Genomic DNA, 26,961 nt, shown 5'->3' with positions numbered 1-26,961 from the left:
CCTGGATCGATATCAGTTATTCCGTTGCGGAATAGGTGGCGTCCCTGGGGATGTCGTCCATCGGCGAACCTTGCGTCCGACCGTTGAGGGCTGATGATACATTCACTTACATCTTGTTCGATAGCATGCTTATGTTGTCGGTGGGTTTTCGAGTTCATGAAGGGAGGATCGCGATGTTTCGACAGTGGATTCGCTGCGGCGCAGCCCTGGCCTTGATCGGCCTGTTCGGTGCCGGCGGCGCGCAGGCCGGCGAGGCGCCGGGCATGCGCATGGGTGTGCGCGGCGAGATCGCCGCCGTCAGCCCCGACACGCTGAGGGTGCACGTCAACAGCGGCGAGAACGTGGTGATCCAGTTGACCAAGGACACCCGGATCCGCGCCGTGACCCTGGCCAACATCGAGGACATCAAGCCCGGCAGCTACATCGGCTCGGCGGCCATTCCCCAGGAAGACGGCACGCTCAAGGCGCTGGAGGTGCATGTGTTTCCGCCGGAGTTGGCCGGCAGCGGCGACGGCCACCGGCCGTTCGACCTGGCCAAGGGCAGCAGCATGACCAACGGCAGCGTCGGCGACCTGGTGGTGAGCAACGGCCGGGTGCTGACCGTCAACTACAAGGGCGGCCAGCAGAAGATCCTGGTGCCGGAGGACGTGCCCATCGTCAACCTGCTGCCGGGCGACCGCAGCCTGCTCAAGGTCGGGGTGAAGATCGTCACCTTCGTGACCCAGAGCGCCGACGGCACGCTGACGGCGCAGTCGATCTCGGCGGGCAAGGACGGCGTGACCCCGCCGATGTGATCTCCAATGAAAAAGGCGACCGTTTGGTCGCCTTTTTCATTGCCGTCGGGGGCTTATTTGTTGGTGTAGATCTGATCGAAGATCCCGCCGTCGTTGAAGTGGGTTTTCTGCACGGTGCGCCAGTCGCCGAAGGTCTTCTCCACCGACAGGAAGTCGACTTTCGGGAAGCGGTCGGTGTACTTGGCCAGCACCGCCGGATCACGCGGACGCAGGTAGTTGGCGGCGGCGATCTCTTGGCCTTCCGGCGACCACAGGTACTTGAGGTAAGCCTCGGCGGCGGCGCGGGAGCCTTTCTTCTCGACCACCTTGTCGACCACCGACACCGGCGGCTCGGCTTCGGCGGAGACGCTCGGGTAGATGACCTCGAACTGGTCGCGGCCGAACTCGCGGGCGATCATTTCCGCCTCGTTCTCGAAGGTCACCAGCACGTCGCCGATCTGGTTGGTCATGAACGTGGTGGTGGCGGCGCGGCCGCCGGTGTCCAGCACGGGGGCCTGCTTGAACAGCTTGCCGACGAAGTCCTTGGCCTTGTTCTCGTCGCCGCCGTTCTTGAGCACATAACCCCAGGCCGAGAGGTAGGTGTAGCGACCGTTGCCCGAGGTCTTCGGGTTGGGCACGATCACCTGCACGCCGTCCTTGAGCAGGTCCGGCCAGTCTTTCAAGGCCTTCGGGTTGCCTTTGCGCACGATGAACACCGTGGCGGAGGTGAACGGCGCGCTGTTGTTCGGCAGGCGCGCGACCCAGTCGTTCGGCACCAGTTTGCCGTTGTCCGCCAGGGCGTTGATGTCGGTGGCCATGTTCATGGTGATGACGTCGGCCGGAAGGCCGTCGATGACCGAGCGCGCCTGTTTGCTCGAACCGCCGAACGACATCTGCACGGTGATGTTTTCGTTGTGCTCGGCCTGCCAGTGCTTCTGGAACGCGGTGTTGTAGTCCTTGTAGAAATCGCGCATCACGTCGTAGGAAACGTTCAGCAGGGTCGGTGCGGCCTGGGCGGCGCCAGTGAAGGCGAGGGCGGCGGCGAGAAGTGAGGCGCCAAAGAGTTTTTTCACTGCGCATTCCTTGTTCTGGGGTGTGTTCCGGCCGGGGGCGGGCCATTTGCCAGCGACTATAGCGGCCTGCGCATAGTCGCTTAAAGATTAAAAAGCTCTTTGCTTATTCCATTTTCTTGTACAACGCATTGCCGCAGCGGGAACAGAACGACGCTTCCTGTTCATGGTTGTCCTTGGCGCAGACCGGGCAGGCGTGACGCTTTTGCCCGCCGCGCATGGCGGTGGCCAGTTCCGCCGTGAAGATCCCGGTGGGCACGGCGATGATCGAGTAACCGGTGATCATCACCATCGACGAGATCACCTGGCCCAACGGGGTCTTGGGCACGATGTCGCCGTAACCCACGGTGGTCAGGGTCACGATAGCCCAATAGATGCTCTTGGGAATGCTGGTGAAGCCGCGCTCGGGGCCTTCGACCACATACATCAGGGTGCCGAACACGGTGACCAGGGTGCAGACCGTGAGCAGGAACACCAGGATCTTCTGCTTGCTGCCGCGCAGGGCGTCGAGCAAGTAATGCGCCTGACTCAGGTAGTTGCCCAGCTTGAGCACGCGGAAAATGCGCAGCATCCGGATCACCCGGATGATCAGCAGGTACTGCGCATCGGCGTAGTACAGCGCGAGGATGCCGGGCACTATCGCCAGCAGGTCCACCAGCCCGTAGAAGCTGAAGGCGTAGCGCAAGGGCCTGGGCGAGCAGTACAGGCGCAGCAGGTACTCGCCCAGGAAGATGACCGTGAAGCCCCACTCGATGTACGCAAGCAAGCTGGCGTAGTTCTGGTGGACGTCGTCGATGCTGTCCAGGATCACCACCACCAGGCTGGCGAAAATGATCAGGAGCAGGGTCTTGTCGAAACGGCGGCCGGCCACCGTGTCGGTCTGGAAAATGATCACGTAGAGGCGGTCGCGCCACGTGGCGTTGCTGTTCATTCAATGCGCTCGGGGAAAAGATCAGCGCAGCCTAGGTTGATTCTCCCCGTGAGCGCAAGGCGCGGCGTTCGCTTCGGTCGCACCGGTCAGGCGGGTGCCGGTGCGCAGTAGCCAGCAGGCGAGGATGAACGGCGCCGTGAGCGGCGCCAGCCCCAGCGCGCCGAACAGCGGCGGCGTCAGCAAGGCCAGGCCGATGCCCGCCAGCGGCAGCCACGGTTGCCGGCGCTGGGCGCTGAAGGCGAGGGCGGCCAGCACGGCGTTGTAGCCGCCCAGGCCGAGCAGGGCGGTCTGGCTGTCGTGCTGCAGCAGGCTGGCGCCCAGGCCGATGGCCGACGCCAGCAGGGCCCAACCGAACGCACGGCGGTCGGCGAGCAACAGGCCGGCGGCGATCAAGGCGCCGGCCAGCGGATGGTCGAGGAACATCACCTGGCCGAAGCCGTTGAGCGCCGCGCCGATCAGGTTGACGGCGTTCGTTTCGGGGGCGGGCGCAGGCGTCGCAGGTTCGGCGAAGGTCAAGGCGATCCAGCCCAGCATCACGAACGGTGCGGTGTAGGCGGGCAGGCATTGCTTGAGGCTCACGCGCTTGAGCCACTGCTGGGTGATCATCGCGCTCAGTCCGCCGGCCGCCAGGATCAGCGGCGGCAACATCGGCGACCAGGGAAAGTACAGGCTCAGCAGCAGGCCGATGAGCACGCCGTTGTAGCTGAACAGGCCGGCCTGGCGATCCGCCTTGGCGTAGTTGCGGCGCTGGGCGGTGAGCAGGCCGGCGACGGCGCCGAGCAGGGCGCCGGCGAACAGCACCGGCGCGGTCAGCAGGATCGCCAGGAGGCACAGCAACCCGCAGAGCGGATGGCGCTGGAGGAAGATCTGGCTGAAGCCGTTGAGCAAGGCCTCGGCCCAGTCGGGGCAGTGGGTGTTGAAATGGTTGGCAGGCATGGCAGTTCTGAAAGTCAGTGAAACCGGGTCGTCCTTGTCGCCGGCAGGCTGGCTCCCACACTGAATCTCTGTTCATTGTCGGTTCTGTGGGCGACACAAAACCGATGGGGGAGCGGGCCTGCCCGCGAAGAGGCCGGTGCAGTCGCTAGATCAACGTCTCGATCCGCAACGAGTTAGTCGATCCCGGTTGGCCAAACGGCACACCGGCGGTGATCAGCAGCGTATCGCCCCGTTCGGCCATGCCTTGAGCCTGGGCGATCTCCAGGGCGGTGGAGCAGACCTCGTCGACCTGGCGCAGCCGGTCGTTGACCACCGAATGGATGCCCCACGCGACGCTCAGGCGCCGGGCGGTCTGCAGGTTCGGCGTCAGGTTGAGGATCGGCGCCTTCGGCCGTTCCCGTGCCGCACGCAGGCTGGAGGCGCCGGATTCGCTGTAGTTGACCAGCACCGCCACCGGCAGCACGTTGCTGATGCGGCGGATGGCGCAACTGATCGCGTCGGACACGGTGGCCTCGGCCTTCGGCCGGCTGACGTCGAGCTGGGTCTGGTAGTCCGGACCGTTCTCCACCTGGCGGATGATCTTGCTCATCATCTGCACGGCTTCGAGCGGGTATTCGCCGGAGGCGGTCTCCGCCGACAGCATCACCGCATCGGCGCCTTCGGCCACGGCGTTGGCCACGTCGGTGACTTCGGCGCGGGTCGGCGCCGGCGAGAAACGCATCGATTCGAGCATCTGCGTGGCCACCACCACCGGTTTGCCGAGCTGGCGGCAGGTGCCGATGATGTTCTTCTGGATCTGCGGCACGCTCTCGGCCGGCACTTCCACGCCCAGGTCGCCGCGGGCCACCATGATCGCGTCGCTCAGCTCGGCGATTTCCCGCAGTTGCTGCACCGCCGAGGGTTTTTCGATCTTCGCCATCAGGAACGCCTTGTCGCCGATCAGCGCCCGGGCTTCGCGGATGTCTTCGGGGCGCTGCACGAACGACAGCGCCACCCAGTCCACGCCCAGTTCCAGGCCGAAGCTCAGGTCGCGGCGGTCCTTGGCCGTCAGCGGGCTGAGGTCGAGCACTGCCTGCGGCACGTTCACCCCTTTGCGGTCCGACAGCTCGCCGCCGTTGAGCACGGTGGTGTCGATGGCGTCGGAGTACTTGGTCACCACGCGCAGGCGCAGCTTGCCGTCATCGAGCAGCAGATCCATGCCCGCTTCCAGCGCGGCGATGATTTCCGGATGGGGCAGGTTGACCCGGCGCTGGTCGCCCGGGGTGGCGTCCAGGTCCAACCGGAACGCCTGGCCGCGGTGCAGCTGCACCTTGCCCTCGGCGAACTTGCCGACCCGCAGCTTCGGGCCTTGCAGATCCATCAGGATGCCCAGCGGGTAGTTGAGCTGGCGCTCGACCTCGCGGATCCACTGGTAGCGCTTGGCGTGGTCGGCGTGGTCGCCGTGGCTGAAGTTGAGGCGGAAGATGTTGACGCCGGCCTCCACCAATTCGCGGATGTCGTCGATGCCGTCGACGGCAGGGCCCAGGGTGGCGAGGATTTTGACTTTTTTGTCAGGCGTCATGTTTAGGGCTCTCGAGGATCAGGATGGCGCGGAAGTCGTTGACGTTGGTGCGGGTCGGTTCGGTGACGATCAGCGCATCGAGCGCCTCGAAGTAGCCGTAGCCATTGTTGTCGTCCAGCTCGTCGCTGGCGCTCAGGCCCAGGGCCGCGGCGCGGGCGTAGCTGTCCGGGGTCATGAGGGCGCCGGCGTTGTCTTCCGAACCGTCGATGCCGTCGGTGTCGCCGGCCAGCGCGTAGACGCCGGGCTGGCCCTTGAGGCTGTCGGTCAGGCTCAGCAGGAACTCGGCGTTGCGCCCGCCGCGGCCGTTGCCGCGCACGGTGACGGTGGTCTCGCCGCCGGAGAGGATCACGCAAGGCGCCGCCAGCGGCTGGCCGTGCTGGATGATCTGGCGGGCGATGCCGGCGTGGACTTTCGCCACCTCGCGGGATTCGCCTTCCAGGTCGCCGAGGATCAGCGGGCTGAAGCCGGCCTGCCGGCATTTCACCGCCGCCGCTTCCAGCGACTGCTGCGGGCGGGCGATCAGTCGGAAATGGCTGCGGGCCAGGCTCGGGTCGCCGGGTTTGACCGTTTCCGACTCGGGGCTCTGCAGCCAGGTGCGCACCGAGGCCGGCACTTCGATGCCGTAGCGCTTGAGGATGGCCAGGGCTTCGGCGGACGTGCTCGGGTCGGCCACGGTGGGGCCGGAGGCGATCACGGTGGCGAGGTCGCCGGGCACGTCGGAAATCGCATAGGTGTAGACGGTGGCCGGCCAGCAAGCCTTGCCGAGGCGGCCGCCCTTGATCGCCGAGAGGTGCTTGCGCACGCAGTTCATCTCGCCGATGGTGGCGCCGGACTTGAGCAAGGCCTTGTTGATCGACTGCTTGTCGGCCAGGGTAATGCCTTCGGCGGGCAGGGCGAGCAGCGCGGAGCCGCCGCCGGACAGCAGGAAGATCACCCGGTCGGCCTCGGTCAGGTCGCTGACCAGGGCCAGCACGCGCTGGGCCACGGCCAGGCCGGCGGCGTCCGGCACCGGGTGCGCGGCTTCGACCACCTCGATTTTTTCGCACGGGGCGCCGTGGCCGTAGCGGGTCACCACCAGGCCCGAGACCTCGCCCTGCCAGCAGCGCTCGACCACCTGGGCCATGGCGGCCGCAGCCTTGCCGGCGCCGATGACGATCACGCGGCCGGTGCGGTCGGCGGGCAGGTGCGCTTCGAGTACGTGTTGCGGATGGGCCGCGTCGATGGCTGTGGCAAACAGCTCGCGCAGCAGTTGTTGCGGATCGACCGACATGACGGGCTCCCGGAATTCTTGTTATTGGACAGAGCGACGCGCATCCCTGTGGGAGCTGGCTTGCCGGCGATTCAGGCGCAGCGGTCGGTCAGACACACCGCGCCGACTCCATCGCCAGCAGGCTGGCTCCCACCGGTTCAGGCAGGGATCACTGCTTGTCGCGGATCGAGAAGTTGGCCATGTGCTCCAGGCCCTTGATCAGCGCCGAGTGGTCCCAGTTGCTGCCGCCGATGGCCGCGCAGGTGCTGAACACTTGCTGGGCGTTGGCGGTGTTCGGCAGGTTGATCGACAGCTCCTTGGCGCCTTGCAGGGCCAGGTTCAGGTCCTTCTGGTGCAGGCTGATGCGGAAGCCCGGGTCGAAGGTGCCCTTGATCATGCGCTCGCCGTGGACTTCGAGGATCTTGGAGGAGGCGAAGCCGCCCATCAGCGCTTCGCGCACCTTGGCCGGGTCGGCGCCGTTCTTGGAGGCGAACAGCAAGGCTTCGGCCACGGCCTGGATGTTCAGGGCCACGATGATCTGGTTGGCGACCTTGGCGGTCTGGCCGTCGCCGTTGCCGCCGACCAAGGTGATGTTCTTGCCCATGGCCTGGAACAGCGGCAGCGCGCGCTCGAACGCATCGGCCTCGCCGCCGACCATGATGCTCAGGGTCGCGGCCTTGGCGCCGACCTCACCGCCGGACACCGGTGCGTCGAGGTACTGCGCGCCTTTCTCGTTGACCTTGGCGGCGAAGGCCTTGGTGGCGGTCGGCGAGATCGAGCTCATGTCGATGACCACCTTGCCTTTGCCGATGCCGGCCGCGACGCCGTCGGCGCGGAAGAGAACGTCTTCGACCTGCGGGGTGTCCGGCACCATGACGATGATGAATTCGGCTTCCTGGGCCACTTCCTTCGGGTTGGCCAGGGCGACGGCGCCGGCGGCCACCAGGTCGGCGGGGGCGGCGTCGTGGTGCGCCGACAGGAACAGGCTGTGACCGGCTTTCTGCAGGTTCGCCGCCATTGGGTGGCCCATGATGCCGGTGCCGATGAATCCGATTTTAGCCATGAGAAAATCCTCTTGTTGTTCTGATGCTGCAAGGCAGCCTTAGGGACGCAGCCGATTCAGTGTGGGAGCTGGCTTGCCAGCGATGGCGGTGGATCAGGCAACCTGTTTGTCGTGTGTGCTGCCGCCATCGCGGGCAAGCCCGCTCCCACAGGGTTTTGTGGGGTTCGCTCAAATAGCGTTGTGGGTCTTGAGCCAGCCCAGGCCCGCTTCCGTGGTGGTCAGCGGCTTGTACTCGCAACCGACCCAGCCCTGGTAGCCGATGCGGTCCAGGTGTTCGAACAGGAAGCGGTAGTTGATCTCGCCGGTGCCTGGCTCGTGACGGCCGGGGTTGTCCGCCAGCTGAACATGGTTGATCTCGTCCAGGTGCGATTGCAGGGTGCGGGCCAGGTCACCTTCCATGATCTGCATGTGGTAGATGTCGTACTGCAGGAACAGGTTCGCGCTGCCGACCTGCTCGCGGACCGACAGGGCCTGCGCGGTGTTGTTCAGGTAGAAGCCGGGGATGTCGCGGGTGTTGATCGCCTCCATCACCAGCTTGATGCCCGCCGCCTGCAGCTTGTCGGCCGCGTACTTGAGGTTGGCGACGAAGGTCTTTTCCACGGTGGCGTCGTCCACGCTCTGCGGGCGGATGCCGGCCAGGCAGTTGACCTGGGTGTTGCCCAGCACCTGGGCGTAGGCGATGGCCAGGTCGACCCCGGCGCGGAACTCTTCGACCCGGTCCGGCAGGCACGCGATGCCGCGCTCGCCCTTGGCCCAGTCGCCGGCCGGCAGGTTGAACAGCACTTGGGTCAGACCGTTGGCGTCGAGCTTGGCCTTGATCTCGGCCGAGCTGAAATCATAGGGGAACAGGTATTCGACACCGCTGAAGCCGGCCTTGGCGGCGGCGTCGAAACGGGCGAGGAAATCCTGTTCGGTGAACAGCATGGACAGGTTGGCTGCGAAACGCGGCATGGTGGTCTCCCTTAAGTATGTGCAGGTCCCCTGTGGGAGCCAGCCTGCTGGCGACAGCGATGGCCCGGACAACATCCCTGTCGGATGTGCCGGCCTCATCGCGAGCAGGCTCGCTCCTACCGGGAAAGCGGTCAGCCGTTAATCGAGCAGCGAGATCGCCGTCGGTGCGTCGTTGCCGACCAGCGCCAGGTCTTCGAATTCGTTGACGGCGTTGATCTCGGTGCCCATGGAGATGTTGGTCACACGCTCCAGGATGATCTCGACGATCACCGGCACCTTGAACTCTTCGATCAACTGTTCGGCCTGGCGCAGGGCCGGGGCGATGCCGGCCGGTTCGAACACGCGCAGGGCCTTGCAGCCGAGGCCTTCGGCGACCGCGACGTGGTCGACGCCGTAACCGTTGAGCTCCGGCGCGTTCAGGTTATCGAAGGACAGCTGCACGCAATAGTCCATATCGAACCCGCGCTGGGCCTGACGGATCAGCCCCAGGTACGAGTTGTTCACCACGACGTGGATGTAAGGCAGTTTGAACTGAGCGCCGACCGCCAGCTCCTCGATCATGAACTGGAAGTCATAGTCCCCCGACAGGGCCACGACTTTGCGGTTCGGATCGGCCTTCACCACGCCCAGCGCCGCCGGGATGGTCCAGCCCAACGGGCCGGCCTGGCCGCAGTTGATCCAGTGACGCGGCTTGTAGACGTGCAGGAACTGCGCGCCGGCGATCTGCGACAGGCCGATTGTGCTGACGTAGCAGGTGTCTTTGCCGAACACCTGGTTCATTTCTTCGTACACGCGCTGCGGCTTGACCGGCACGTTGTCGAAGTGGGTCTTGCGCTGCAGGCTGGCCTTGCGCTGCTGGCAATCTTGCAGCCAGGCGCTGCGGTTCTTCAGCTTGCCGGCGGCTTGCCACTCGCGGGCGACTTCGATGAACACGGTCAGCGCGCTGGCGGCGTCGGAGACGATGCCCAGGTCCGGGGTGAACACGCGGCCGATCTGGGTCGGTTCGATGTCGACGTGGATGAACTTGCGGCCTTCGGTGTAGACGTCCACCGAACCGGTGTGGCGGTTGGCCCAGCGGTTGCCGATGCCCAGCACGGCGTCGGACTTGAGCATCGTCGCGTTGCCGTAGCGGTGCGAGGTCTGCAGGCCGACCATGCCCACCATCAGCGGGTGGTCGTCCGGGATGGTGCCCCAGCCCATCAGGGTCGGGATCACCGGAATGCCGGTCAGCTCGGCGAATTCCACCAGCAGTTCGCTGGCGTCGGCGTTGATGATGCCGCCGCCGGCCACCAGCAACGGACGCTCGGCCTGGTCGAGCAGGGCCAGGGCCTTCTCGGCCTGCACGCGGGTGGCGCTCGGCTTGAGCAGCGGCAGCGGCTGGTAGGCGTCGATGTCGAATTCGATTTCGGCCATCTGCACGTCGAACGGCAGGTCGATCAGCACCGGGCCCGGACGGCCGGAGCGCATTTCGTAGAAGGCCTTCTGGAACGCGTAAGGCACCTGGCCCGGCTCCAGGACCGTGGTCGCCCACTTGGTCACCGGCTTGACGATGCTGGTGATGTCGACGGCCTGGAAATCTTCCTTGTGCAGGCGGGCGCGTGGCGCTTGCCCGGTGATGCAGAGGATCGGGATCGAGTCGGCGGAGGCGCTGTAGAGGCCGGTGACCATGTCGGTGCCGGCGGGGCCGGAGGTGCCGATGCACACGCCGATGTTGCCGGCCTTGGTGCGGGTGTAGCCCTCGGCCATGTGCGAGGCGCCCTCGACGTGGCGGGCGAGGACGTGATCGATGCCGCCGACTTTTTGCAGGGCGGAATACAGCGGGTTGATCGCCGCGCCCGGAATGCCAAAAGCGGTATCGACCCCTTCGCGGCGCATCACCAGAACGGCGGCTTCGATTGCTCTCATTTTGCTCATGGTTTTGTGCCTCTTTACGTTTTGTAATTGTATACAAGTGGCTTTGCGCAGAGTGTATTCACGGCGAGCGATACAGGTCAATCCATTTTCTCAAGCACCCGTTTCATTCGTCGGAAGCCGATTCTGCTGTGGCTTTTCGTCGCATGTGGCGATTTTCGAGAATTATTGTATACAAATAAATTATTCATTGTGTTCTATTTGTGGCATCGGACTGCGGCACAAGCGCGCAGCCCAACGGCTTTCCCAATAACAAAATGAGGACGGCACCATGAGCGCTTTAACCTTGAAAACCGCAGTCAACCTGGTCAACGAAGCCATCGGCGCAGGGCGGGCGATCTCCGCCGCGCCGCTGACGGTCGCGGTGCTCGACGCCGGCGGCCATCTGGTCACCCTGCAGCGTGAGGACGGCGCAAGCCTGCTGCGCCCGGACATCGCCATCGGCAAGGCCTGGGGCGCCATCGCCCTGGGCAAGGGGTCGCGCCTGCTGGCGCTCGACGCCCAGCAGCGCCCGGCGTTCATCGCCGCGCTCAACAGCATGGGCCAGGGCAGCGTGGTACCCGCGCCGGGCGGCGTGCTGATCCGCGATCAGGCGGGGAACGTGCTGGGTGCGATCGGCATCAGCGGCGATCTGTCGGATGTGGACGAGCAGGTGGCGATCAAGGCGGTCGAGGCGCTGGACCTGCGGGCGGATGCGGGGGTGGTGGCTTGATCGGCGGCGTCTGATCGAAAGTCATCGTCGGCAAGCCAACTCCCACAGGTTTTGTGTCGTTCACAAACCTTGCGTCCAACACAGAAAACTGTGGGAGCTGGCTTGCCAGCGATGGCGGCCTCATTGACACATCCAGACAAAAGACGGGCCTGCAAGTCGGGTCGCCAAGATCTAGCCTTCCGAGGAAGCCATCATAAAGGGGCAACGGATTGCCGGATCTTCCAGCTTCACATCGTCTGCGAACGGGCCGCTATGCCGAGCCCAACCGCATCTACCTGCTGACCGCCAACACACTTGACCGCGAGCCGGTTTTTGCCGATTTCGCCTTGGGCAGATTGGTGGTTCAGCAGTTTCGCCGGGCACAAACGATCGGGATTGCGAGCTCTCTGGCTTGGGTCGTCATGCCAGATCACTTTCATTGGCTGGTGGCGCTGGAAAACTGTTCGCTCAGAAGGCTGATGCGGGAAACCAAGTCATTGGCAACCCGGGAGGTGAATCTTTCCAGCGGTAGAAACGGATCACTTTGGCAGCAGGGCTTTCACGACCGGGCGCTGAGGCGGGAGGAAGATTTGGTGAAGGTGGCGCGGTATGTCGTCGCCAACCCATTGCGGGCAAGGTTGGTGGAGAAGCTTGGCGACTATCCGCTGTGGGATGCCGTTTGGGTTTGAGCTGAGACCGGGTTGCCTCTATCGCTGGCAAGCCAGCTCCCACAGGTTTTGTGTCGTTCACAAACCTTGCGTTCAACACAGAAAACTGTGGGAGCTGCTTTGCCAGCAAATCGGTCGCCGCGACCTGTCAGTCCGGCTCGCACCCCTTGAGCACCAGCCGGATGATCGTCTGCGCCGCCGCTTCATAGTCGGCTTCGTCCAGCTTGTCCTTGCCGGTCACGGCGGAGATCTGCCAGTCGAAGTCGGCGTAGGTCTGGGTCGCGGCCCAGATGCTGAACATCAGGTGGTTGGGGTCGACCGGGGCGATCTGGCCGCGGTCGATCCAGGTCTGGATGCAGTCGATGTTGTGCTTGGCCTGGCCGTTGAGCTGCTCGACCAGGTCGGCGCTCAGGTGTGGGGCGCCGTGCATGATTTCGCTGGCGAACACCTTGGAGGCGAAGGGCAGGTCGCGGGAGATGCGGATCTTGGAGCGGATGTAGCCGCTGAGCACTTCGCTGGGCACGCCGTCCGGGTTGAACGGGGTCGAGGCCTGGAGGATCGGCACGATGATGCTTTCGAGCACCTCGCGGTAGAGGTTTTCCTTGGACTTGAAGTAGTAGTAGACGTTGGGCTTGGGCAGTCCCGCCTTGGCGGCGATGTCGCTGGTTTTGGTCGCCGCGAAGCCCTTGTCGGCGAATTCCTCACTGGCGGCACGCAGGATCAGTTCTTTGTTGCGCTCGCGGATTGTGCTCATAAACCCGGTGGTTCCTTGCCTGTTCTGGCGGTTGCGCATGGTAGCACCGGCCTCGCGCGGCGCTCAACAATGCCCCGTGTGGCCTGCGGTCGCGTATGCTGCGCAGCATTATTCACAAAAGGAAACATGATTCATGGCAGGAAGCAGTCTGCTGGTGCTCATCGATGACATCGCCACCGTGCTGGACGATGTGGCGCTGATGAGCAAGATGGCCGCCAAGAAGACCGCCGGGGTGCTCGGCGATGATCTGGCTCTCAATGCCCAGCAAGTCTCCGGCGTGCGGGCCGAGCGGGAAATCCCCGTGGTGTGGGCGGTGGCCAAGGGGTCGTTCGTCAACAAGCTGATCCTGGTGCCGTCGGCCCTGGCGATCAGTGCGTTCGTGCCGTGGCTGGTGACGCCGCTGCTGATGGTCGGCGGCGCGTACCTGTGTTTCGAGGGTTTCGAGAAACTGGCGCACAAGTTCCTGCACAGCGAGGCCGAGGACGAAGCCGGGCACGCGCAGTTGACGGAGGCCGTGGCCAACCCGGCGACTGACCTGGTGGCCTACGAGAAGGAAAAGATCAAGGGCGCGATCCGCACCGACTTCATCCTTTCGGCGGAAATCATCGCCATCACCCTCGGCACCGTCGCCGACGCCTCGCTGACCCAGCAGGTGATCGTGATGTCGGGCATCGCCGTGGTCATGACCGTGGGCGTTTACGGCCTGGTGGCCGGCATCGTCAAGCTCGACGACCTGGGCCTGTGGCTGACCCAGAAGCCTGCGCAGATGGCCAAGACCGTCGGCAACGGCATCCTGCGCGCGGCGCCGTACATGATGAAGGGCTTGTCGGTGGTCGGTACGGCGGCGATGTTCCTGGTCGGCGGCGGCATCCTGACCCACGGCGTGCCGGCGGTGCATCACTGGATCGAAAGCGTGGGCGCGGCGGCTGGCGGCGCCGGGTTCGCGGTGCCGCTGCTGTTGAACGGCGCAGCGGGGATCGTCGCGGGCGCGGTGGTGCTGGCGGCGGTCTCGGTGGTGGGCAAGCTCTGGCGGGCGATCAAGGGGTGATCGCATGACCTCTGTGGGGCCGGTCTGCCGGCGATGGCGGTGTGTCAGTCCGGGCCTGGGTGAATGACATGGCCTCATCGCCAGCAGGCTGGCTCCTACAGGGTTGAGTGACATGAAAAAGGGCCATCCGATGCGCGTCGGATGGCCCTTTTTCGTTGCCGCCGAGGTTACTCGGCGATCTGCAGCTTGCGCGATTCGGTGTACACGTAGCGCACCTTCTCGTACTCGAACGGCGAGTTCATCTGGCCGTAGCGGAAGCGGGTCTGGTAGCGCTTGTCGACGGCGCGCAACGCCCAGATTTCCGGGTGGTTTTCGCTGACCTGGGAGACGTTGAGGAAGTTGATCGCCGACTCCGCGCTGAAGTCCACCGCCAGGCCGGCGGTGTCGCGCAGGTTCGACGGGCCGAGGATCGGCAGCACGAAATAGGCGCCGCCCGGTACGCCGTAGAAGCCCAGGGTCTGGCCGAAGTCTTCGCTCTGGCGCTGCAGGCCCATGGCGGTGGCCGGATCCCACAGGCCGGCGATGCCGATGGTGGTGTTGAGCAGCAGGCGGGCGGTGATCTCCATCGAGCGCTTGCCCTTGAACTGCAGCAGGCTGTTCATCAGGTTCGGCACATCGCCCAGGTTGTTGAAGAAGTTGCTGACGCCGGTGCGCACGAAACCCGGCGTGATGTAACGGTAACCGTCGACCACCGGCAGGAACACCCATTGGTCGAAACGGTAGTTGAAGTGGTAGACCCGGCGGTTCCATTCCTCCAGCGGGTCGTAGACGTTCAGCGCGCTGAGCGTCGAGCGCTCGAACTCGCGCTGATCCAGGCCGGGGTTGAACTTGAGTTTCGACAGCGGCTCCTTGAAGCCGTCGCTGTCGACCACCACCGGTGCGTTGGCCTTGCTGTTGTCGGCCTGGGCCATGCCTGCGCAGAGGAGCGCTGCGGTCAGCAGAAGATATTTAGCCACGGAAGAACTCCAGCATGGCGTCGCTGTTGACGCGGTAGTTAAGGTTGCCGCAATGGCCGCCCAGCGGGTAAACGGTCAGGCGGTCGCCGAAGGTCCTGCGCAGGAACCCGAGGTCGCCGGGGCCGAGGATCACGTCGTCGGCGTTGTGCATCACGGCGATTTTCGGGCTGTCGTGCAGGTAGTCCTTGAGCGCGTAGAGGCTGACCTGGTCGATCAGTTGCAGCACGCTGCCGCCGTCGGTGCGGGCGCGCCACATCGGGATCACCTGTTCGGTGATGTAGCAGTCGAAGTCGCATTGCAGCGCACGCTTGAGGAACGGCGTCAGGCTGGTGCCCTCGGTGATGGGGAACTTCGGCGGGGTGATCAGGCCGCGACGGTTGATCAGGTCGGAGGTGAACGCGATGTCCGCCGCCGAGAAGCGGAACGAGGTGCCGATCAGCATCGCCATCTGCTCGTTGCTCAGGTGCTGCTTGGACTGCTGGAAGTCGTAGAGCAGGGCATCGTTGAGGTCGATGTAGCCCTTCTGCTGGAAGTAGCGGGTCAGCTTGCCCAGCACCAGCTCATAGAAGGTGGTGCTGTTGTTGATGCCCTTGACCTCGGTCTGCACCAGTTTGTCGAGGTTGGTCACCGAGGTGTAGAGGTTGACCGGCGGGTTGAGCAGCAGGACCTTCTTGAAATTGAAGCTGCGCCGGGTCTCGTCCAGGTGGGCGACGAAGGCCGCGTCCAGCGCACCGAGGCTGTAGCCGCTCAGGAAGTAGTCGGTGACCGGCACTTTCGGGTTCTGCGCCCGCACGGCCTGCATCACCCGGTACATGTCCTCGGCGTCTTCCTTGGTCACGCCGGGCGTGGCGAAGCGCGAGGCGGCGCTCATGAAGTCGAAGCTGGTCGGCGACGACAGCTGCACCACGTGGTAGCCGGCCTTGTAGTAGAGCTTCTTGAGGTACTCGTTGAGGGTGCTGTCGTAGCGCGCGCCGGTGCCGGCGATCAGGAAGATCAGCGGGGCGGCCTTGTCCTGGGTGGCGATGCGGTAGGTGAGTTTCTTCACCGGCCAGAAGTTGTCCGGCAGGATGAATTCGCGTTCGGGGCGCAGGGTGACGCTGCGGTCGGACTGGCGGATGTCGTCGTCCGACGGCAGGTCCGGGCGCAGATCCGGCGGGGTGGTGGCGATGGTCGCTTCGAACGGGTTGGTCAAGGGGTAGCCATAGCTGGCGGCGTCGATTTCCGCCGCCGGCGCGGACGCACTCAGGATAAGGCCGCCTAACAGGGCGGCGAAGCGCAAGGAACGGAGCATGACTGGATCCCTTAAAAGGAAGGTGCCGAAAGAGGTTCGCAGGCTATGACCACTGGATTTGCGTCAAAGTGCCACGCTGTGCGACCCAGCGGACGGAATTCGGGGTAATGGTAGCCGGACGATACACGCGGGGCGGACGGGAAGGCCAGTTAAGTGTTGTTAGTCCTTGCATAAGATGGCCGGCGGATTAAGCTGGCCGCCGGTTTTTTGTTGATTGGAGTGTTCCATGTCCCGCCGCCTGCCGGTGCTGTCGCTGCTCGTTCTGCTGCCGTTGTGGTTCGCCGCCAGTTACGCCGCGCGTTACGGCTTCATGGAGGACGGGCAGTGGGTCGGCATCTGTGCCGATGAGGCGAGCCGTTGGGAGTGCCAGGTGCGCTCGAGCCTGGGCCTGCTGATTCACTTCAAGGCGCTGGGCTGGGCGGCTGTCGCGACGGCGGTGGCCGGCTTCGTCCTGCCGGGACGGGCAGGGTGGTGGCTGGCGGTGCTGGCGCTGGCGTTCGGGCTGCCGGCGCTGGCGCTGTACAACACGACGCTGGCGGTGTTCGCGGTGGTGATCGCCGGGCTGCGGCTGGTCCGGGAGCCCCGCAGCGCCTGACGTGCCCGGCCAGGCGGCGCCCTGCTGGCGCCATCGCCAGCAGGCTGGCTCCCGCAAGGATTGTCGTGGGAATCTCGATCCAGTGTAGGAGCGAGCCTGCTCGCGATGAGGTCGTTGAAGGCGGCGAAGCTCAGCCCTGGCGAACCCGCAGGCACCGCCACAAGGCAACGACCATCAACCCGCTGACCAGCGCCCAGCCCCAGGCCTGCTGGTTCTGCAGCCCTTCACGGAACAGCTGCGGCGCGATACCGGCACCGACGATGAAGGTGAGCAGGGCGATTTCGCGACGCGGCACACGCACCGGGCGGCACAGGTACACCAGCGCCGGTACCACGAACGCGGCGCTGGGGAAGCTGCGGTAGCGCGGGTCGAACACCAGCTCCAGCATCATCACCGCCGCCGCGAAACCGGCGGCCGCCACCAGCCATCCGGCGCGGCGCTCCAATGCGTCGAACCAACGCCCGCGCCAGCCATCACGGGCACTCAGGCTCAGCGCGGCGTGGGCGAGGACCAGCAGGTTCAGCCCGGCCAGCAAGCCGGCCCACAGCCATTCGCCGGCAAACCGTGCCGTCACCTGCGCCAGGTCGCCCCAAGCGCCGATGGCGCAGGCCGCCAGCGCCCCCAGCAACGGCAGCACCAGCGCCGCCCGGGTGCTGCGCACGCGCCCGCCCAGGAACAGCGTACCCAGGAACATCAGCCCGCCCGCCGCCAGCCAGTGCTTCCAGTACGGCACGTTGGTCACCGGCCCCTCCAGCACGCCCTTGTCCTGGCGATCGGCATCGAACAGCCCCCAGTAACCGCCCACCGCGCCTTCGCTCGCGCGCTTCCACGGCTGGTCGAAGGCTTCGATCAGGTTGTAGCGCCAGCCTTCCTTTTCGGCCATCGCGACAAAGCCGCGGATGAACTTGGCCTCGTTGACCCGGCTCGGCACGGCGGTCTCGCGCTGGCGACCCTCGCTCGGCCAACCGGTCTCGCCGATGAGCACGTCCTTGGGCGCGAACTGGTTGCCGAACACCTGGCGTACGTCTGCCACGTGCTGCAAGGCGGCGTCGATGTTCGACGGCTCGTCCTCCCAGTACGGCAGCAAATGGATGGTGAGGAAATCCACCGCCGGCGCGATTTCCGGGTGCTTGAGCCAGAACTCCCAGACATCGGCGTAGGTCACCGGTTGCTTGACCTGGCCTTTCACCTTGTTGATCAGCCGCGCGAGCTGGGCCCCGGTGACTTCCTTGCGCAGCAGCGCTTCGTTGCCGACGATCACCGCGCTGACCACGTCGGGGTTGGCGTTGGCCGAGGCGATCAGCAGGTCGACTTCCTTTTCGGTGTCCACCGGGTTGCTGTTGACCCAGGCGCCGATCATCAGCTTCAGGCCGTGCTTGCGCGCCAGTGCCGGCAGGGCTTCGAGGCCGGTCATGGAATAGGTGCGGATGCACTGGAAGCGGGTGGCGAGCAGGGCGAGGTCGGCGTCCATGCGCTCCGGGCGCAGCTTGAACGGCACGTCGAACGGCGACTGATCCTTGTCGAACGGCGTGTAGGACGCGCATTGCAGCTTGTGGGTCGCGCTGGCGGCGTCCGGCAGGACGGCCGGTTTGCCCAGGCCGTACCAGAAGCCGCACAGGGCGAGCAGGCCGAGCAGGCAGGCGCACAGATAAGGAAGGATCGGGAAACGGGACGTCGCGGACATGGTCGGGCCGGGTGGCTGCAAAGCGACGCATCTTACCTGCATTCGGGCCCGGGTTGCAGGTTGCGGGGCTCTGGCATGCAAGGTTCGGGCGGTTTGCACGAGACGTTTTTGCGGCGCCGGGTTAATGGCCTTCTGATGTCGTTTCTCGTTGCGTCGAGGTCGCTGGCAGAGCAGGTCGTGCGGGGCGCCGGGTTGATGATCGAAGCCGTCAGTGCTCCGCTGATGTTCGAACGAGTTTGCGGTCAGGCGTGATGGGGGCGCCGTGCACCATAACAATACGTTGACGCCGTCCGGCATCCGTCGGACGCAGCATTTCGGGGAAGTAACGATGAAAATGCGACGACTTTTAGCCGCAGGTGCCGCCCTGGCGCTTGCGATGGGCTCCACTTTCGCCAGCGCTGAAAAACAGACACTGAACATCGGTTACGTTGACGGCTGGTCCGACAGCGTCGCGACCACCCACGTGGCCGCCGAAGTGATCAAGCAGAAACTCGGCTACGACGTGAAGCTGCAAGCCGTCGCCACCGGGATCATGTGGCAGGGTGTCGCCACCGGTAAACTCGACGCCATGCTCTCGGCCTGGCTGCCGGTGACCCACGGCGAATACTGGGCCAAGAACAAGGATCTGGTCGTCGACTACGGCCCCAACTTCAAGGACGCGAAGATCGGCCTGATCGTGCCGGAGTACGTGAAGGCCCAGTCCATCGAAGACCTGAAGACCGACGACAGCTTCAAGAAGCGCATCGTCGGCATCGACGCCGGCTCAGGCGTGATGCTCAAGACCGACCAGGCCATCAAGGACTACGGCCTGACCGGCTATCAGCTCAAGGCCAGTTCCGGCGCCGGCATGATCGCCGAGCTGACCCGTGCCGAGAAGAAGAACGAATCCATCGCCGTGACCGGCTGGGTGCCGCACTGGATGTTCGCCAAGTGGAAGCTGCGCTTCCTCGAAGATCCGAAAGGCGTGTACGGCGCGGCGGAGACCGTGAACAGCATCGGCAGCAAAGAACTGGACGCCAAGGCGCCGGAAGTCGCCAAGTTCCTGAAGAATTTCCAGTGGGCGTCGAAGGACGAGATCGGCCAGGTCATGCTGGCGATCCAGGACGGCGCCAAGCCTGAGGCGGCGGCCAAGGACTGGGTGGCCAAGCATCCGGAGCGCGTGGCCGACTGGACTAAATAATCGGTTTGATGCTTGCCCCTGTGGGAGCGAGCCTGCTCGCGATTGCGGTCTGTCAGTTGACTCATCCGTCGACTGATGCCGCGCTATCGCGAGCAGGCTCGCTCCCACAGTCGTTTTCATGTGCTTGAAATTGGCGAAATCGCCATGCCGTTCTACTACTAAGGTCGTCTGGAAGCTCTCCCGCAGCCGCATACAGTGGATATGTTCCAAAAATAAAAATCTGTGCTGCGAGGATAACAACAATGAACGACAGCATTTACCTCTCGATTCAGAACAGCCCGCGCTTCAAGGAGCTGGTGAAGAAAAGGGAACGGTTCGCCTGGATACTCTCGGCGATCATGCTAGGGCTCTACTCCGGCTTCATCCTGCTCATCGCCTACGGTCCGCAGGTGCTCGGCGCCAAGGTCAGCGCCGGCTCGTCCATCACCTGGGGCATCCCCATCGGCGTGGGGCTGATCGTCTCGGCCTTCATCCTGACCGGCATCTACGTGCGTCGCGCCAACGGCGAGTTCGACGACCTGAACAACGCGATCCTCAAGGAGGCTCAGCAATGATCCGGCGTCTACTGGCTCTTTTGAGCATCTCTGCCTTTGCGCCGGCCGTCTGGGCCGCCGACGCCCTGACCGGCGAAGTCCACAAGCAACCGCTGAACGTCTCCGCGATCGTCATGTTCGTGGTGTTCGTCGGCGCGACCCTGTGCATCACCTACTGGGCATCGAAGCGCAACAAGTCGGCGGCCGACTACTATGCCGCCGGCGGCAAGATCACCGGTTTCCAGAACGGCCTGGCGATTGCCGGGGACTACATGTCGGCGGCGTCCTTCCTGGGGATTTCCGCGCTGGTGTTCACCTCCGGCTACGACGGCCTGATCTACTCGATCGGCTTTCTGGTGGGCTGGCCGATCATCCTGTTCCTGATCGCCGAGCGCCTGCGCAACCTGGGCAAGTACACCTTTGCCGACGTGGCGTCCTACCGCCTGGGTCAGACCCAGATCCGCACGTTGTCGGCCTGCGGTTCGCTGGTGGTGGTGGCGTTCTACCTGATCGCGCAGATGGTCGGCGCCGGCAAGCTGATCCAGCTGCTGTTCGGCCTCGACTACCACGTCGCGGTGATCCTGGTCGGTATCCTGATGTGCCTGTACGTGCTGTTCGGCGGCATGCTGGCCACCACCTGGGTGCAGATCATCAAGGCGGTGCTGCTGCTGTCCGGCGCCTCGTTCATGGCGCTGATGGTGATGAAGCATGTCGGCTTCGACTTCAACACCCTGTTCTCCGAGGCGGTGAAAGTCCACGCCAAGGGTGAGGCGATCATGAGCCCGGGCGGCCTGGTGAAGGATCCGATCTCGGCGTTCTCCCTCGGCCTGGCGCTGATGTTCGGCACCGCCGGCCTGCCGCACATCCTGATGCGCTTCTTCACCGTGAGCGACGCCAAGGAAGCGCGCAAGAGCGTGCTGTACGCCACCGGCTTCATCGGCTACTTCTACATCCTGACCTTCATCATCGGTTTCGGCGCGATCCTTCTGGTCAGCACCAACCCGGCGTTCAAGGACGCGGCGGGCGCACTGCTCGGTGGCAACAACATGGCGGCGGTGCACCTGGCCAATGCCGTGGGCGGCAGCGTGTTCCTGGGCTTCATCTCGGCGGTGGCGTTCGCGACCATCCTGGCGGTGGTGGCGGGCCTGACCCTGGCCGGCGCCTCGGCGGTGTCCCATGACCTGTACGCCAGCGTGATCAAGAAGGGCAAGGCCAACGAGAAGGACGAGATCCGCGTCTCGAAGATCACCACCGTGACGCTGGGCATCCTGGCCATCGGCCTGGGCATCCTGTTCGAAAGCCAGAACATCGCGTTCATGGTCGGCCTGGCGTTCTCCATCGCGGCCAGCTGCAACTTCCCGGTGCTGCTGCTTTCGATGTACTGGAAGCGCCTCACCACCCGCGGCGCCATGATCGGCGGCTGGCTGGGCCTGGTCAGCGCGGTGGGCCTGATGATCCTCGGCCCGACCATCTGGGTGCAGATCCTGCACAACGAGAAGGCGATCTTCCCGTACGAGTACCCGGCGCTGTTCTCGATGATCATCGCGTTCATCGGCATCTGGTTCTTCTCGGTCACCGACAAGTCGGCCGCCGCAGAGAACGAGCGTGCGCTGTTCTTCCCGCAGTTCGTGCGTTCGCAGACCGGTCTGGGGGCGAGCGGGGCGGTGTCGCACTGACGGCTGCCGCAAGCTACAAGCCTTGAGCTGCAAGTGAAATGCCCCGGTCGAGAGATCGGGGCATTTTTTTTGCTGCTGGGAAGGGGGGAAGGGGGGCGATGGTTGTGGGGGATGTGCCGGCCTCATCGCCAGCAGGCTGGCTCCCACAGGGTTTTGTGGTGTTGTGCAGCGTTCGTGTGCGCCTTGGGCCTTTGTGGGAGCCAGCCTGCTGGCGATAGCGCTGGTAAGGCCAGGCCCGGAAAACAAAACGGCCCCCATTCTCATGGGGGCCGTTTCGGGTGCTGCCTAAGACGTTATCGCAAGACAGGTCTTATTTGCGGTCTTCCAGCTTGGTGATGTCACGCGACTCGTAGCCGGTGTACAGCTGGCGCGGACGGCCGATCTTGTACGGGCTGGAGAGCATTTCCTTCCAGTGGGAGATCCAGCCGACGGTGCGGGCCAGGGCGAAGATCACGGTGAACATGCTGGTCGGAATGCCGATCGCCTTGAGGATGATCCCCGAGTAGAAGTCGACGTTCGGGTACAGCGAGCGCTCGATGAAGTACGGATCGGTCAGGGCGATCTCTTCCAGGCGCATGGCCAGCTCGAGTTGCGGATCGTTCTGGATGCCCAGTTCTTTCAGCACTTCGTCGCAGGTCTGCTTCATCACGGTGGCGCGCGGGTCGCGGTTCTTGTAGACGCGGTGACCGAAGCCCATCAGCTTGAACGGATCGTTCTTGTCCTTGGCCTTGGCGATGAACTTGTCGATGTTCGACACGTCGCCGATCTCATCGAGCATGGTCAGCACGGCTTCGTTCGCACCGCCGTGGGCAGGGCCCCACAGCGCGGCGATGCCGGCGGCGATGCAGGCGAACGGGTTGGCGCCCGAGGAGCCGGCCAGACGCACGGTGGAGGTCGAGGCGTTCTGCTCGTGGTCGGCGTGGAGGATGAAGATCCGGTCCATGGCCTTGGCAAGCACCGGGCTGATCGGTTTGATCTCGCACGGGGTGTTGAACATCATGTGCAGGAAGTTCTCCGCGTACGACAGGTCGTTGCGCGGGTACATCATCGGCTGGCCCATGGAGTACTTGTAGACCATCGCGGCCAGGGTCGGCATCTTGGCGACCAGGCGGATCGCGGAGATTTCGCGATGCTGCGGGTTATTGATGTCCAGGGAGTCGTGGTAGAAGGCGGAGAGGGCGCCGACCACGCCGCACATGACGGCCATCGGGTGGGCGTCGCGGCGGAAGCCGTTGAAGAAGGTCTTCAGCTGCTCGTGAACCATGGTGTGGTTCTTGACGGTGCCGACGAACTGGGCCTTCTGCTCTGCGGTCGGCAGTTCGCCGTTGAGCAGCAGGTAGCAGGTTTCCAGGTAGTCCGACTTTTCGGCCAGCTGTTCGATCGGGTAGCCGCGGTGCAGCAGGATGCCGTTGTCGCCGTCGATATAGGTGATCTTCGATTCGCACGAGGCGGTCGACATGAAGCCTGGGTCGAACGTGAAGCGGCCCGTGGCCGTCAGGCCCCGAACATCGATAACATCGGGACCAACGGTGCCGGTTAAAATGGGCAGCTCGACGGGGGCTGCGCCCTCGATGATCAACTGCGCTTTTTTGTCAGCCATGTGGCCTCCTATTTATGCTTGAAATCATCAGACAGACCCCCCACGCAGGGCCCGCACCACTATAGTGAGATAAATTCGAATGTCAATTTGCCTAAAGTCTTGCTCCAGAAGGCTTTAAGCAGACTTTTTCCTCGAAATTGCCTGCCATTTACGCCTTTTATGGGCGTTGTGCAATCCGCTATTGGGGGTAGGTGATTGCGTTGTCATTAGTAGCCTAACTGTCTATACTCGGCGACCGACCGCCAAGGGCTTTTGGGCTTGCTTTCATTGGGGGTCGCATCCCTGGGTGGTGGTTACCTGACCAGTGCACTCCCCAACAACTTTGCCCTGATTGTTAGGGGCTCTTCAGTGTGAAAAAAAAGCCGTGAAAAGCCAACGACCTGTAAACCTAGACCTAAGGACCATCAAACTCCCCATCACCGGCGTTACGTCGTTCCTTCACCGTGTTTCCGGCATCATCCTCTTCCTGGGCCTCGGCATCATGCTTTACGCATTGGGCAAGTCCTTGGGTTCCGAGGAAGGATATGTCGAAGTGAAGGCATGCTTGACCAGCCCGCTGGCCAAGTTCGTAGCATGGGGCCTCCTGTCCGCTCTGCTGTATCACCTGGTTGCCGGTGTGCGCCACTTGATCATGGACATGGGCATCGGTGAGACGCTGGAAGGCGGCCGCCTGGGCTCGAAACTCATCATCGCCGTTTCCGTGGTGCTGATCGTTCTGGCAGGAGTTTGGATATGGTAACCAGCGTTACGAATCTTTCGCGTTCGGGCCTCTATGACTGGATGGCACAGCGTGTGTCTGCGGTCGTTCTCGCGGCTTATTTCATTTTTCTGATCGGCTACCTCGCCGCGAACCCCGGCATCGGCTATGAGCAATGGCACGGTCTGTTCGCCCACAATGCGATGCGTATCTTCAGTCTCCTGGCCCTCGTTGCCCTCGGCGCCCACGCCTGGGTCGGCATGTGGACCATCGCGACCGACTACCTGACGCCGATGGCGCTGGGCAAGTCCGCGACTGCAGTGCGTTTCCTTTTCCAGGCGGTATGCGGCGTCGCGATGTTCGCTTACTTCGTCTGGGGTGTGCAGATTCTCTGGGGTATCTGATTCATGGCTAACATTCCAACGATTTCTTTCGACGCCATCATCATTGGCGGCGGCGGCGCCGGCATGCGCGCTGCGCTGCAACTGGCGCAAGGCGGTCACAAGACTGCCGTGATCACCAAGGTCTTCCCGACCCGTTCGCACACCGTGTCCGCCCAGGGCGGCATCACCTGCGCCATCGCTTCGGCCGACCCGAACGACGACTGGCGCTGGCACATGTACGACACCGTCAAGGGCTCCGACTACATCGGTGACCAGGACGCGATCGAATACATGTGTCAGGAAGGCCCTGCCGCCGTGTTCGAGCTGGATCACATGGGTCTGCCGTTCTCCCGCACCGAGACCGGCCGCATCTACCAGCGTCCGTTCGGCGGTCAGTCCAAGGACTACGGCAAGGGCGGGCAGGCTGCCCGTACCTGCGCCGCGTCCGACCGTACCGGCCACGCGCTGCTGCACACCCTCTATCAGGGCAACCTGAAAGCCGGCACCACGTTCCTGAACGAGTACTACGCTGTCGATCTGGTGAAGAACCAGGAAGGCGAGTTCGTCGGCGTGATCGCCATCTGCATCGAGACCGGCGAAACCACCTACATCCGTTCGAAAGCCACCGTGCTGGCGACCGGCGGTGCAGGCCGCATCTACGCTTCGACCACCAATGCCCTGATCAACACCGGTGACGGCGTGGGCATGGCCCTGCGTGCCGGCGTGCCGGTGCAGGACATCGAAATGTGGCAGTTCCACCCGACCGGCATCGCCGGCGCCGGCGTACTGGTCACCGAAGGCTGCCGCGGTGAGGGTGGTTACCTCATCAACAAGCACGGCGAGCGTTTCATGGAGCGCTACGCTCCGAACGCCAAGGACCTGGCCGGTCGCGACGTGGTTGCCCGTTCGATGGTCAAAGAGATCATCGCCGGCAACGGTTGCGGTCCGAACGGCGACCACGTGATGCTCAAGCTCGACCACCTGGGCGAGGAAGTGCTGCACAGCCGTCTGCCAGGCATCTGCGAACTGTCGAAGACCTTCGCCCACGTTGACCCGGTCGTCGCTCCGGTTCCGGTCGTTCCGACCTGCCACTACATGATGGGCGGCGTTGCCACCAACATCCATGGCCAGGCGATCACCCAGGACGCCGACGGCACGGACAAGATCATTCCTGGTCTGTTCGCTGTGGGTGAAGTGGCTTGCGTATCGGTTCACGGCGCCAACCGTCTGGGCGGCAACTCGCTGCTCGACCTGGTGGTGTTCGGCCGCGCTGCCGGCCTGCACCTGGAGAAGGCGCTGACCGACGGCATCGAATACGACGACGCCACCGAGGCCGACATCGAAGCCGCGCTGGCCCGTCTGAACGCGCTGAACAACCGCACCGACGGCGAAGACGTCGCCACCCTGCGTCGCGAGCTGCAAAGCTGCATGCAGAACTACTTCGGCGTGTTCCGCACCGGCGAATACATGCAGAAGGGCATCGCTCAGCTCGCCGAGCTGCGCAAGCGCATCGCCAACGTGAAGATCAACGATAAGTCGCAGGCGTTCAACACTGCACGTATCGAAGCGCTGGAACTGCAGAACCTGCTGGAAGTGGCCGAAGCCACCGCCATCGCTGCAGAAGTGCGCAAAGAGTCCCGCGGCGCCCACGCCCGTGAAGACTACGAAGACCGTGACGACGAAAACTGGCTGTGCCACACCCTGTACTTCCCGGGTGAGAAACGTGTCGCCAAGCGTGCCGTGAACTTCTCGCCGAAGACTGTTCCGACTTTCGAACCTAAAGTCCGGACTTATTAAGGGTGACCGCCATGTTGAAAGTCAGTGTTTATCGTTACAACCCTGATCAGGACGCTGCGCCGTTCATGCAGGAATTCCAGGTCGATACCGGTGGCAAGGACCTGATGGTGCTGGACGTGCTGGCCTTGATCAAAGAGCAGGACGAGGGTTTCTCCTACCGTCGCTCCTGCCGTGAAGGCGTCTGCGGCTCCGACGGCATGAACATCAACGGCAAGAACGGCCTGGCGTGCATCACGCCGCTGTCCGCCGTGGTGAAAGGCAACAAGCTGGTCATTCGTCCGCTGCCGGGTTTGCCGGTCATCCGTGACCTGGTCGTCGATATGAGCATCTTCTACAAGCAATACGAGAAGGTGAAGCCATTCCTGCAGAACGACACGCCGGCTCCGGCCATCGAGCGTCTGCAGTCGCCTGAAGAGCGTGAAAAGCTGGACGGTCTGTACGAGTGCATCCTGTGCGCCTGCTGCTCGACCTCCTGCCCGTCCTTCTGGTGGAACCCGGACAAGTTCCTGGGGCCGGCCGCCCTGCTGCAAGCGTACCGCTTCCTGGCAGACAGCCGCGACACCAAGACCTCCGAGCGTCTGGCTTCGCTCGATGACCCGTTCAGCGTCTTCCGCTGCCGGGGCATCATGAACTGCGTCAACGTATGTCCGAAAGGCCTGAACCCGACTAAGGCCATCGGTCACATCCGTAACATGCTGCTCTCGAGCGGCGTGTGATTCAGCTGCTGTACCCGCCGCTGTAAAAAGCGGCACCGCTGTACCCGTAGAAGGTCTCGGCGCGGGCTTCAACCCGCGCCCTGGCTATAACCAGAGCAACAGCCAAAAGCTGCGGCTCTTATTTTTGAAGAAATGAGACAAGCAGGGGCATCCGGGCTGGTACCCGGACTATCAGTGTGATCCTAAGTGGCTTGTTTTGGTCGCTGCATTCGGACTTCTGCAAGCTTGCTCGGTGTCGACGCCGATG

The 26,961-nt window shown here is 63.9% G+C and carries 25 protein-coding genes; 12 read left to right on the top strand and 13 right to left on the bottom strand.

Translation table 11 applies throughout. The features are described 5' to 3' along the window. Window positions 1–173: 173 nt before the first annotated feature. Window positions 174–794 carry a DUF5666 domain-containing protein gene (locus CAG31_RS01870; RefSeq protein WP_085577767.1) on the top strand — a complete coding sequence of 207 codons (621 nt, stop codon included), beginning with the start codon at window positions 174–176 and terminating at the stop codon, window positions 792–794. Window positions 795–847: 53 nt separating this feature from the next. On the opposite strand, the gene CAG31_RS01865 is transcribed toward CAG31_RS01870, so the two are convergent. From CAG31_RS01865 to gcl, 8 genes are all read right to left on the bottom strand, one after another. Beyond that, complete coding sequence (locus CAG31_RS01865; RefSeq protein WP_085577766.1) at window positions 848–1,846, bottom strand: sulfate ABC transporter substrate-binding protein; 999 nt, start codon at window positions 1,844–1,846, stop codon at window positions 848–850. Between the two features lie 103 nt (window positions 1,847–1,949). Then, window positions 1,950–2,774, bottom strand: a complete 825-nt coding sequence (locus CAG31_RS01860) for an ion transporter (protein ID WP_085577765.1) — start codon at window positions 2,772–2,774, stop codon at window positions 1,950–1,952. A gap of 21 nt (window positions 2,775–2,795) precedes the next feature. Beyond that, on the bottom strand, window positions 2,796–3,710 hold the full coding sequence (locus CAG31_RS01855) for an urea transporter (protein WP_085577764.1): 915 nt from the start codon (window positions 3,708–3,710) through the stop codon (window positions 2,796–2,798). Window positions 3,711–3,855: 145 nt separating this feature from the next. Next, window positions 3,856–5,271 carry a pyruvate kinase gene (gene pyk, locus CAG31_RS01850; protein ID WP_085577763.1) on the bottom strand — a complete coding sequence of 472 codons (1,416 nt, stop codon included), beginning with the start codon at window positions 5,269–5,271 and terminating at the stop codon, window positions 3,856–3,858. Beyond that, window positions 5,261–6,541 carry a glycerate kinase gene (locus CAG31_RS01845; RefSeq protein WP_085577762.1) on the bottom strand — a complete coding sequence of 427 codons (1,281 nt, stop codon included), beginning with the start codon at window positions 6,539–6,541 and terminating at the stop codon, window positions 5,261–5,263. Before CAG31_RS01845 ends, pyk begins: the two co-directional genes overlap by 11 nt. Before the next feature lie 148 nt (window positions 6,542–6,689). Further along, entirely contained in the window at window positions 6,690–7,583 is an 894-nt protein-coding gene (locus CAG31_RS01840; protein WP_085577761.1) for a 2-hydroxy-3-oxopropionate reductase, read from the bottom strand. Between the two features lie 168 nt (window positions 7,584–7,751). Beyond that, the gene (gene hyi / locus CAG31_RS01835; protein WP_085577760.1) at window positions 7,752–8,534 is read right to left on the bottom strand and encodes a hydroxypyruvate isomerase; all 783 of its coding nucleotides are present in this window, start codon (window positions 8,532–8,534) and stop codon (window positions 7,752–7,754) included. 138 nt (window positions 8,535–8,672) lie between these two features. Then, a complete protein-coding gene (gene gcl / locus CAG31_RS01830) occupies window positions 8,673–10,448 on the bottom strand; it encodes a glyoxylate carboligase (protein ID WP_085577759.1) in 1,776 nt (591 codons plus the stop codon). Window positions 10,449–10,716: 268 nt separating this feature from the next. Between gcl and CAG31_RS01825 the strand changes: the two genes are divergently transcribed. Both CAG31_RS01825 and CAG31_RS01820 read left to right on the top strand, forming a co-directional pair. After that, entirely contained in the window at window positions 10,717–11,157 is a 441-nt protein-coding gene (locus CAG31_RS01825; RefSeq protein ID WP_085577758.1) for a heme-binding protein, read from the top strand. A gap of 209 nt (window positions 11,158–11,366) precedes the next feature. Further along, window positions 11,367–11,825, top strand: coding sequence for a transposase (locus CAG31_RS01820; RefSeq protein ID WP_085577757.1), 459 nt, complete (start codon window positions 11,367–11,369; stop codon window positions 11,823–11,825). A 127-nt stretch (window positions 11,826–11,952) separates the two neighbouring features. Here CAG31_RS01820 and CAG31_RS01815 read toward each other — a convergent pair whose 3' ends face one another. Then, window positions 11,953–12,558, bottom strand: coding sequence for a TetR/AcrR family transcriptional regulator (locus CAG31_RS01815; RefSeq protein WP_085577756.1), 606 nt, complete (start codon window positions 12,556–12,558; stop codon window positions 11,953–11,955). Between the two features lie 133 nt (window positions 12,559–12,691). On the opposite strand from CAG31_RS01815, the gene CAG31_RS01810 reads away from it, so the two are divergent. Continuing rightward, entirely contained in the window at window positions 12,692–13,606 is a 915-nt protein-coding gene (locus CAG31_RS01810; protein WP_085577755.1) for a DUF808 domain-containing protein, read from the top strand. 167 nt (window positions 13,607–13,773) lie between these two features. On the opposite strand, the gene CAG31_RS01805 is transcribed toward CAG31_RS01810, so the two are convergent. After that, a complete protein-coding gene (locus CAG31_RS01805; protein ID WP_085577754.1) occupies window positions 13,774–14,562 on the bottom strand; it encodes a VacJ family lipoprotein in 789 nt (262 codons plus the stop codon). Further along, window positions 14,555–15,853 carry a serine/threonine protein kinase gene (locus tag CAG31_RS01800; protein WP_085577753.1) on the bottom strand — a complete coding sequence of 433 codons (1,299 nt, stop codon included), beginning with the start codon at window positions 15,851–15,853 and terminating at the stop codon, window positions 14,555–14,557. Before CAG31_RS01800 ends, CAG31_RS01805 begins: the two co-directional genes overlap by 8 nt. A gap of 226 nt (window positions 15,854–16,079) precedes the next feature. Here CAG31_RS01800 and CAG31_RS01795 point away from each other — a divergent pair, with 226 nt between their 5' ends. Then, window positions 16,080–16,448: a hypothetical protein gene (locus CAG31_RS01795; RefSeq protein WP_085577752.1), complete on the top strand. Its 369-nt coding sequence runs from the start codon at window positions 16,080–16,082 to the stop codon at window positions 16,446–16,448. A gap of 130 nt (window positions 16,449–16,578) precedes the next feature. On the opposite strand, the gene CAG31_RS01790 is transcribed toward CAG31_RS01795, so the two are convergent. Continuing rightward, a complete protein-coding gene (locus CAG31_RS01790; protein ID WP_085577751.1) occupies window positions 16,579–18,174 on the bottom strand; it encodes a glycosyl hydrolase family 17 protein in 1,596 nt (531 codons plus the stop codon). 286 nt (window positions 18,175–18,460) lie between these two features. Here CAG31_RS01790 and CAG31_RS01780 point away from each other — a divergent pair, with 286 nt between their 5' ends. The 3 genes from CAG31_RS01780 to CAG31_RS01770 all read left to right on the top strand — a co-directional run bounded on the left by CAG31_RS01780 (window position 18,461) and on the right by CAG31_RS01770 (window position 21,521). Beyond that, the gene (locus CAG31_RS01780; protein ID WP_085577750.1) at window positions 18,461–19,312 is read left to right on the top strand and encodes a glycine betaine ABC transporter substrate-binding protein; all 852 of its coding nucleotides are present in this window, start codon (window positions 18,461–18,463) and stop codon (window positions 19,310–19,312) included. A 242-nt stretch (window positions 19,313–19,554) separates the two neighbouring features. Continuing rightward, a complete protein-coding gene (locus CAG31_RS01775) occupies window positions 19,555–19,866 on the top strand; it encodes a DUF485 domain-containing protein (protein ID WP_085577749.1) in 312 nt (103 codons plus the stop codon). After that, on the top strand, window positions 19,863–21,521 hold the full coding sequence (locus tag CAG31_RS01770; protein WP_085577748.1) for a cation acetate symporter: 1,659 nt from the start codon (window positions 19,863–19,865) through the stop codon (window positions 21,519–21,521). The genes CAG31_RS01775 and CAG31_RS01770 overlap by 4 nt, the downstream gene beginning before the upstream one ends. Window positions 21,522–21,831: 310 nt before the next feature. On the opposite strand, the gene gltA is transcribed toward CAG31_RS01770, so the two are convergent. After that, window positions 21,832–23,121 (bottom strand): citrate synthase, encoded by a 1,290-nt coding sequence (gene gltA / locus CAG31_RS01765; RefSeq protein WP_007959044.1) that lies wholly within the window; start codon window positions 23,119–23,121, stop codon window positions 21,832–21,834. Between the two features lie 364 nt (window positions 23,122–23,485). Here gltA and sdhC point away from each other — a divergent pair, with 364 nt between their 5' ends. Genes sdhC through CAG31_RS01745 form a run of 4 tightly spaced genes read left to right on the top strand, consistent with a single transcriptional unit; the run spans window position 23,486 to window position 26,714 of the window. Next, window positions 23,486–23,860 carry a succinate dehydrogenase, cytochrome b556 subunit gene (gene sdhC / locus CAG31_RS01760; RefSeq protein ID WP_011333113.1) on the top strand — a complete coding sequence of 125 codons (375 nt, stop codon included), beginning with the start codon at window positions 23,486–23,488 and terminating at the stop codon, window positions 23,858–23,860. After that, window positions 23,854–24,222 (top strand): succinate dehydrogenase, hydrophobic membrane anchor protein, encoded by a 369-nt coding sequence (gene sdhD, locus CAG31_RS01755; RefSeq protein ID WP_055137329.1) that lies wholly within the window; start codon window positions 23,854–23,856, stop codon window positions 24,220–24,222. The genes sdhC and sdhD overlap by 7 nt, the downstream gene beginning before the upstream one ends. A 3-nt stretch (window positions 24,223–24,225) precedes the next feature. Continuing rightward, window positions 24,226–25,998: a succinate dehydrogenase flavoprotein subunit gene (gene sdhA, locus CAG31_RS01750; protein WP_085577747.1), complete on the top strand. Its 1,773-nt coding sequence runs from the start codon at window positions 24,226–24,228 to the stop codon at window positions 25,996–25,998. A gap of 11 nt (window positions 25,999–26,009) precedes the next feature. Continuing rightward, window positions 26,010–26,714: a succinate dehydrogenase iron-sulfur subunit gene (locus tag CAG31_RS01745; protein ID WP_065260469.1), complete on the top strand. Its 705-nt coding sequence runs from the start codon at window positions 26,010–26,012 to the stop codon at window positions 26,712–26,714. Window positions 26,715–26,961 lie beyond the last annotated feature (247 nt).

This window comes from Pseudomonas sp. R25(2017), from assembly GCF_002112565.1.
GTDB classification, from domain to species: domain Bacteria; phylum Pseudomonadota; class Gammaproteobacteria; order Pseudomonadales; family Pseudomonadaceae; genus Aquipseudomonas; species Aquipseudomonas ekonensis.
Note: the sequence above shows the minus strand (reverse complement) of the source record. Positions and strands in the feature narration are given on the sequence as shown.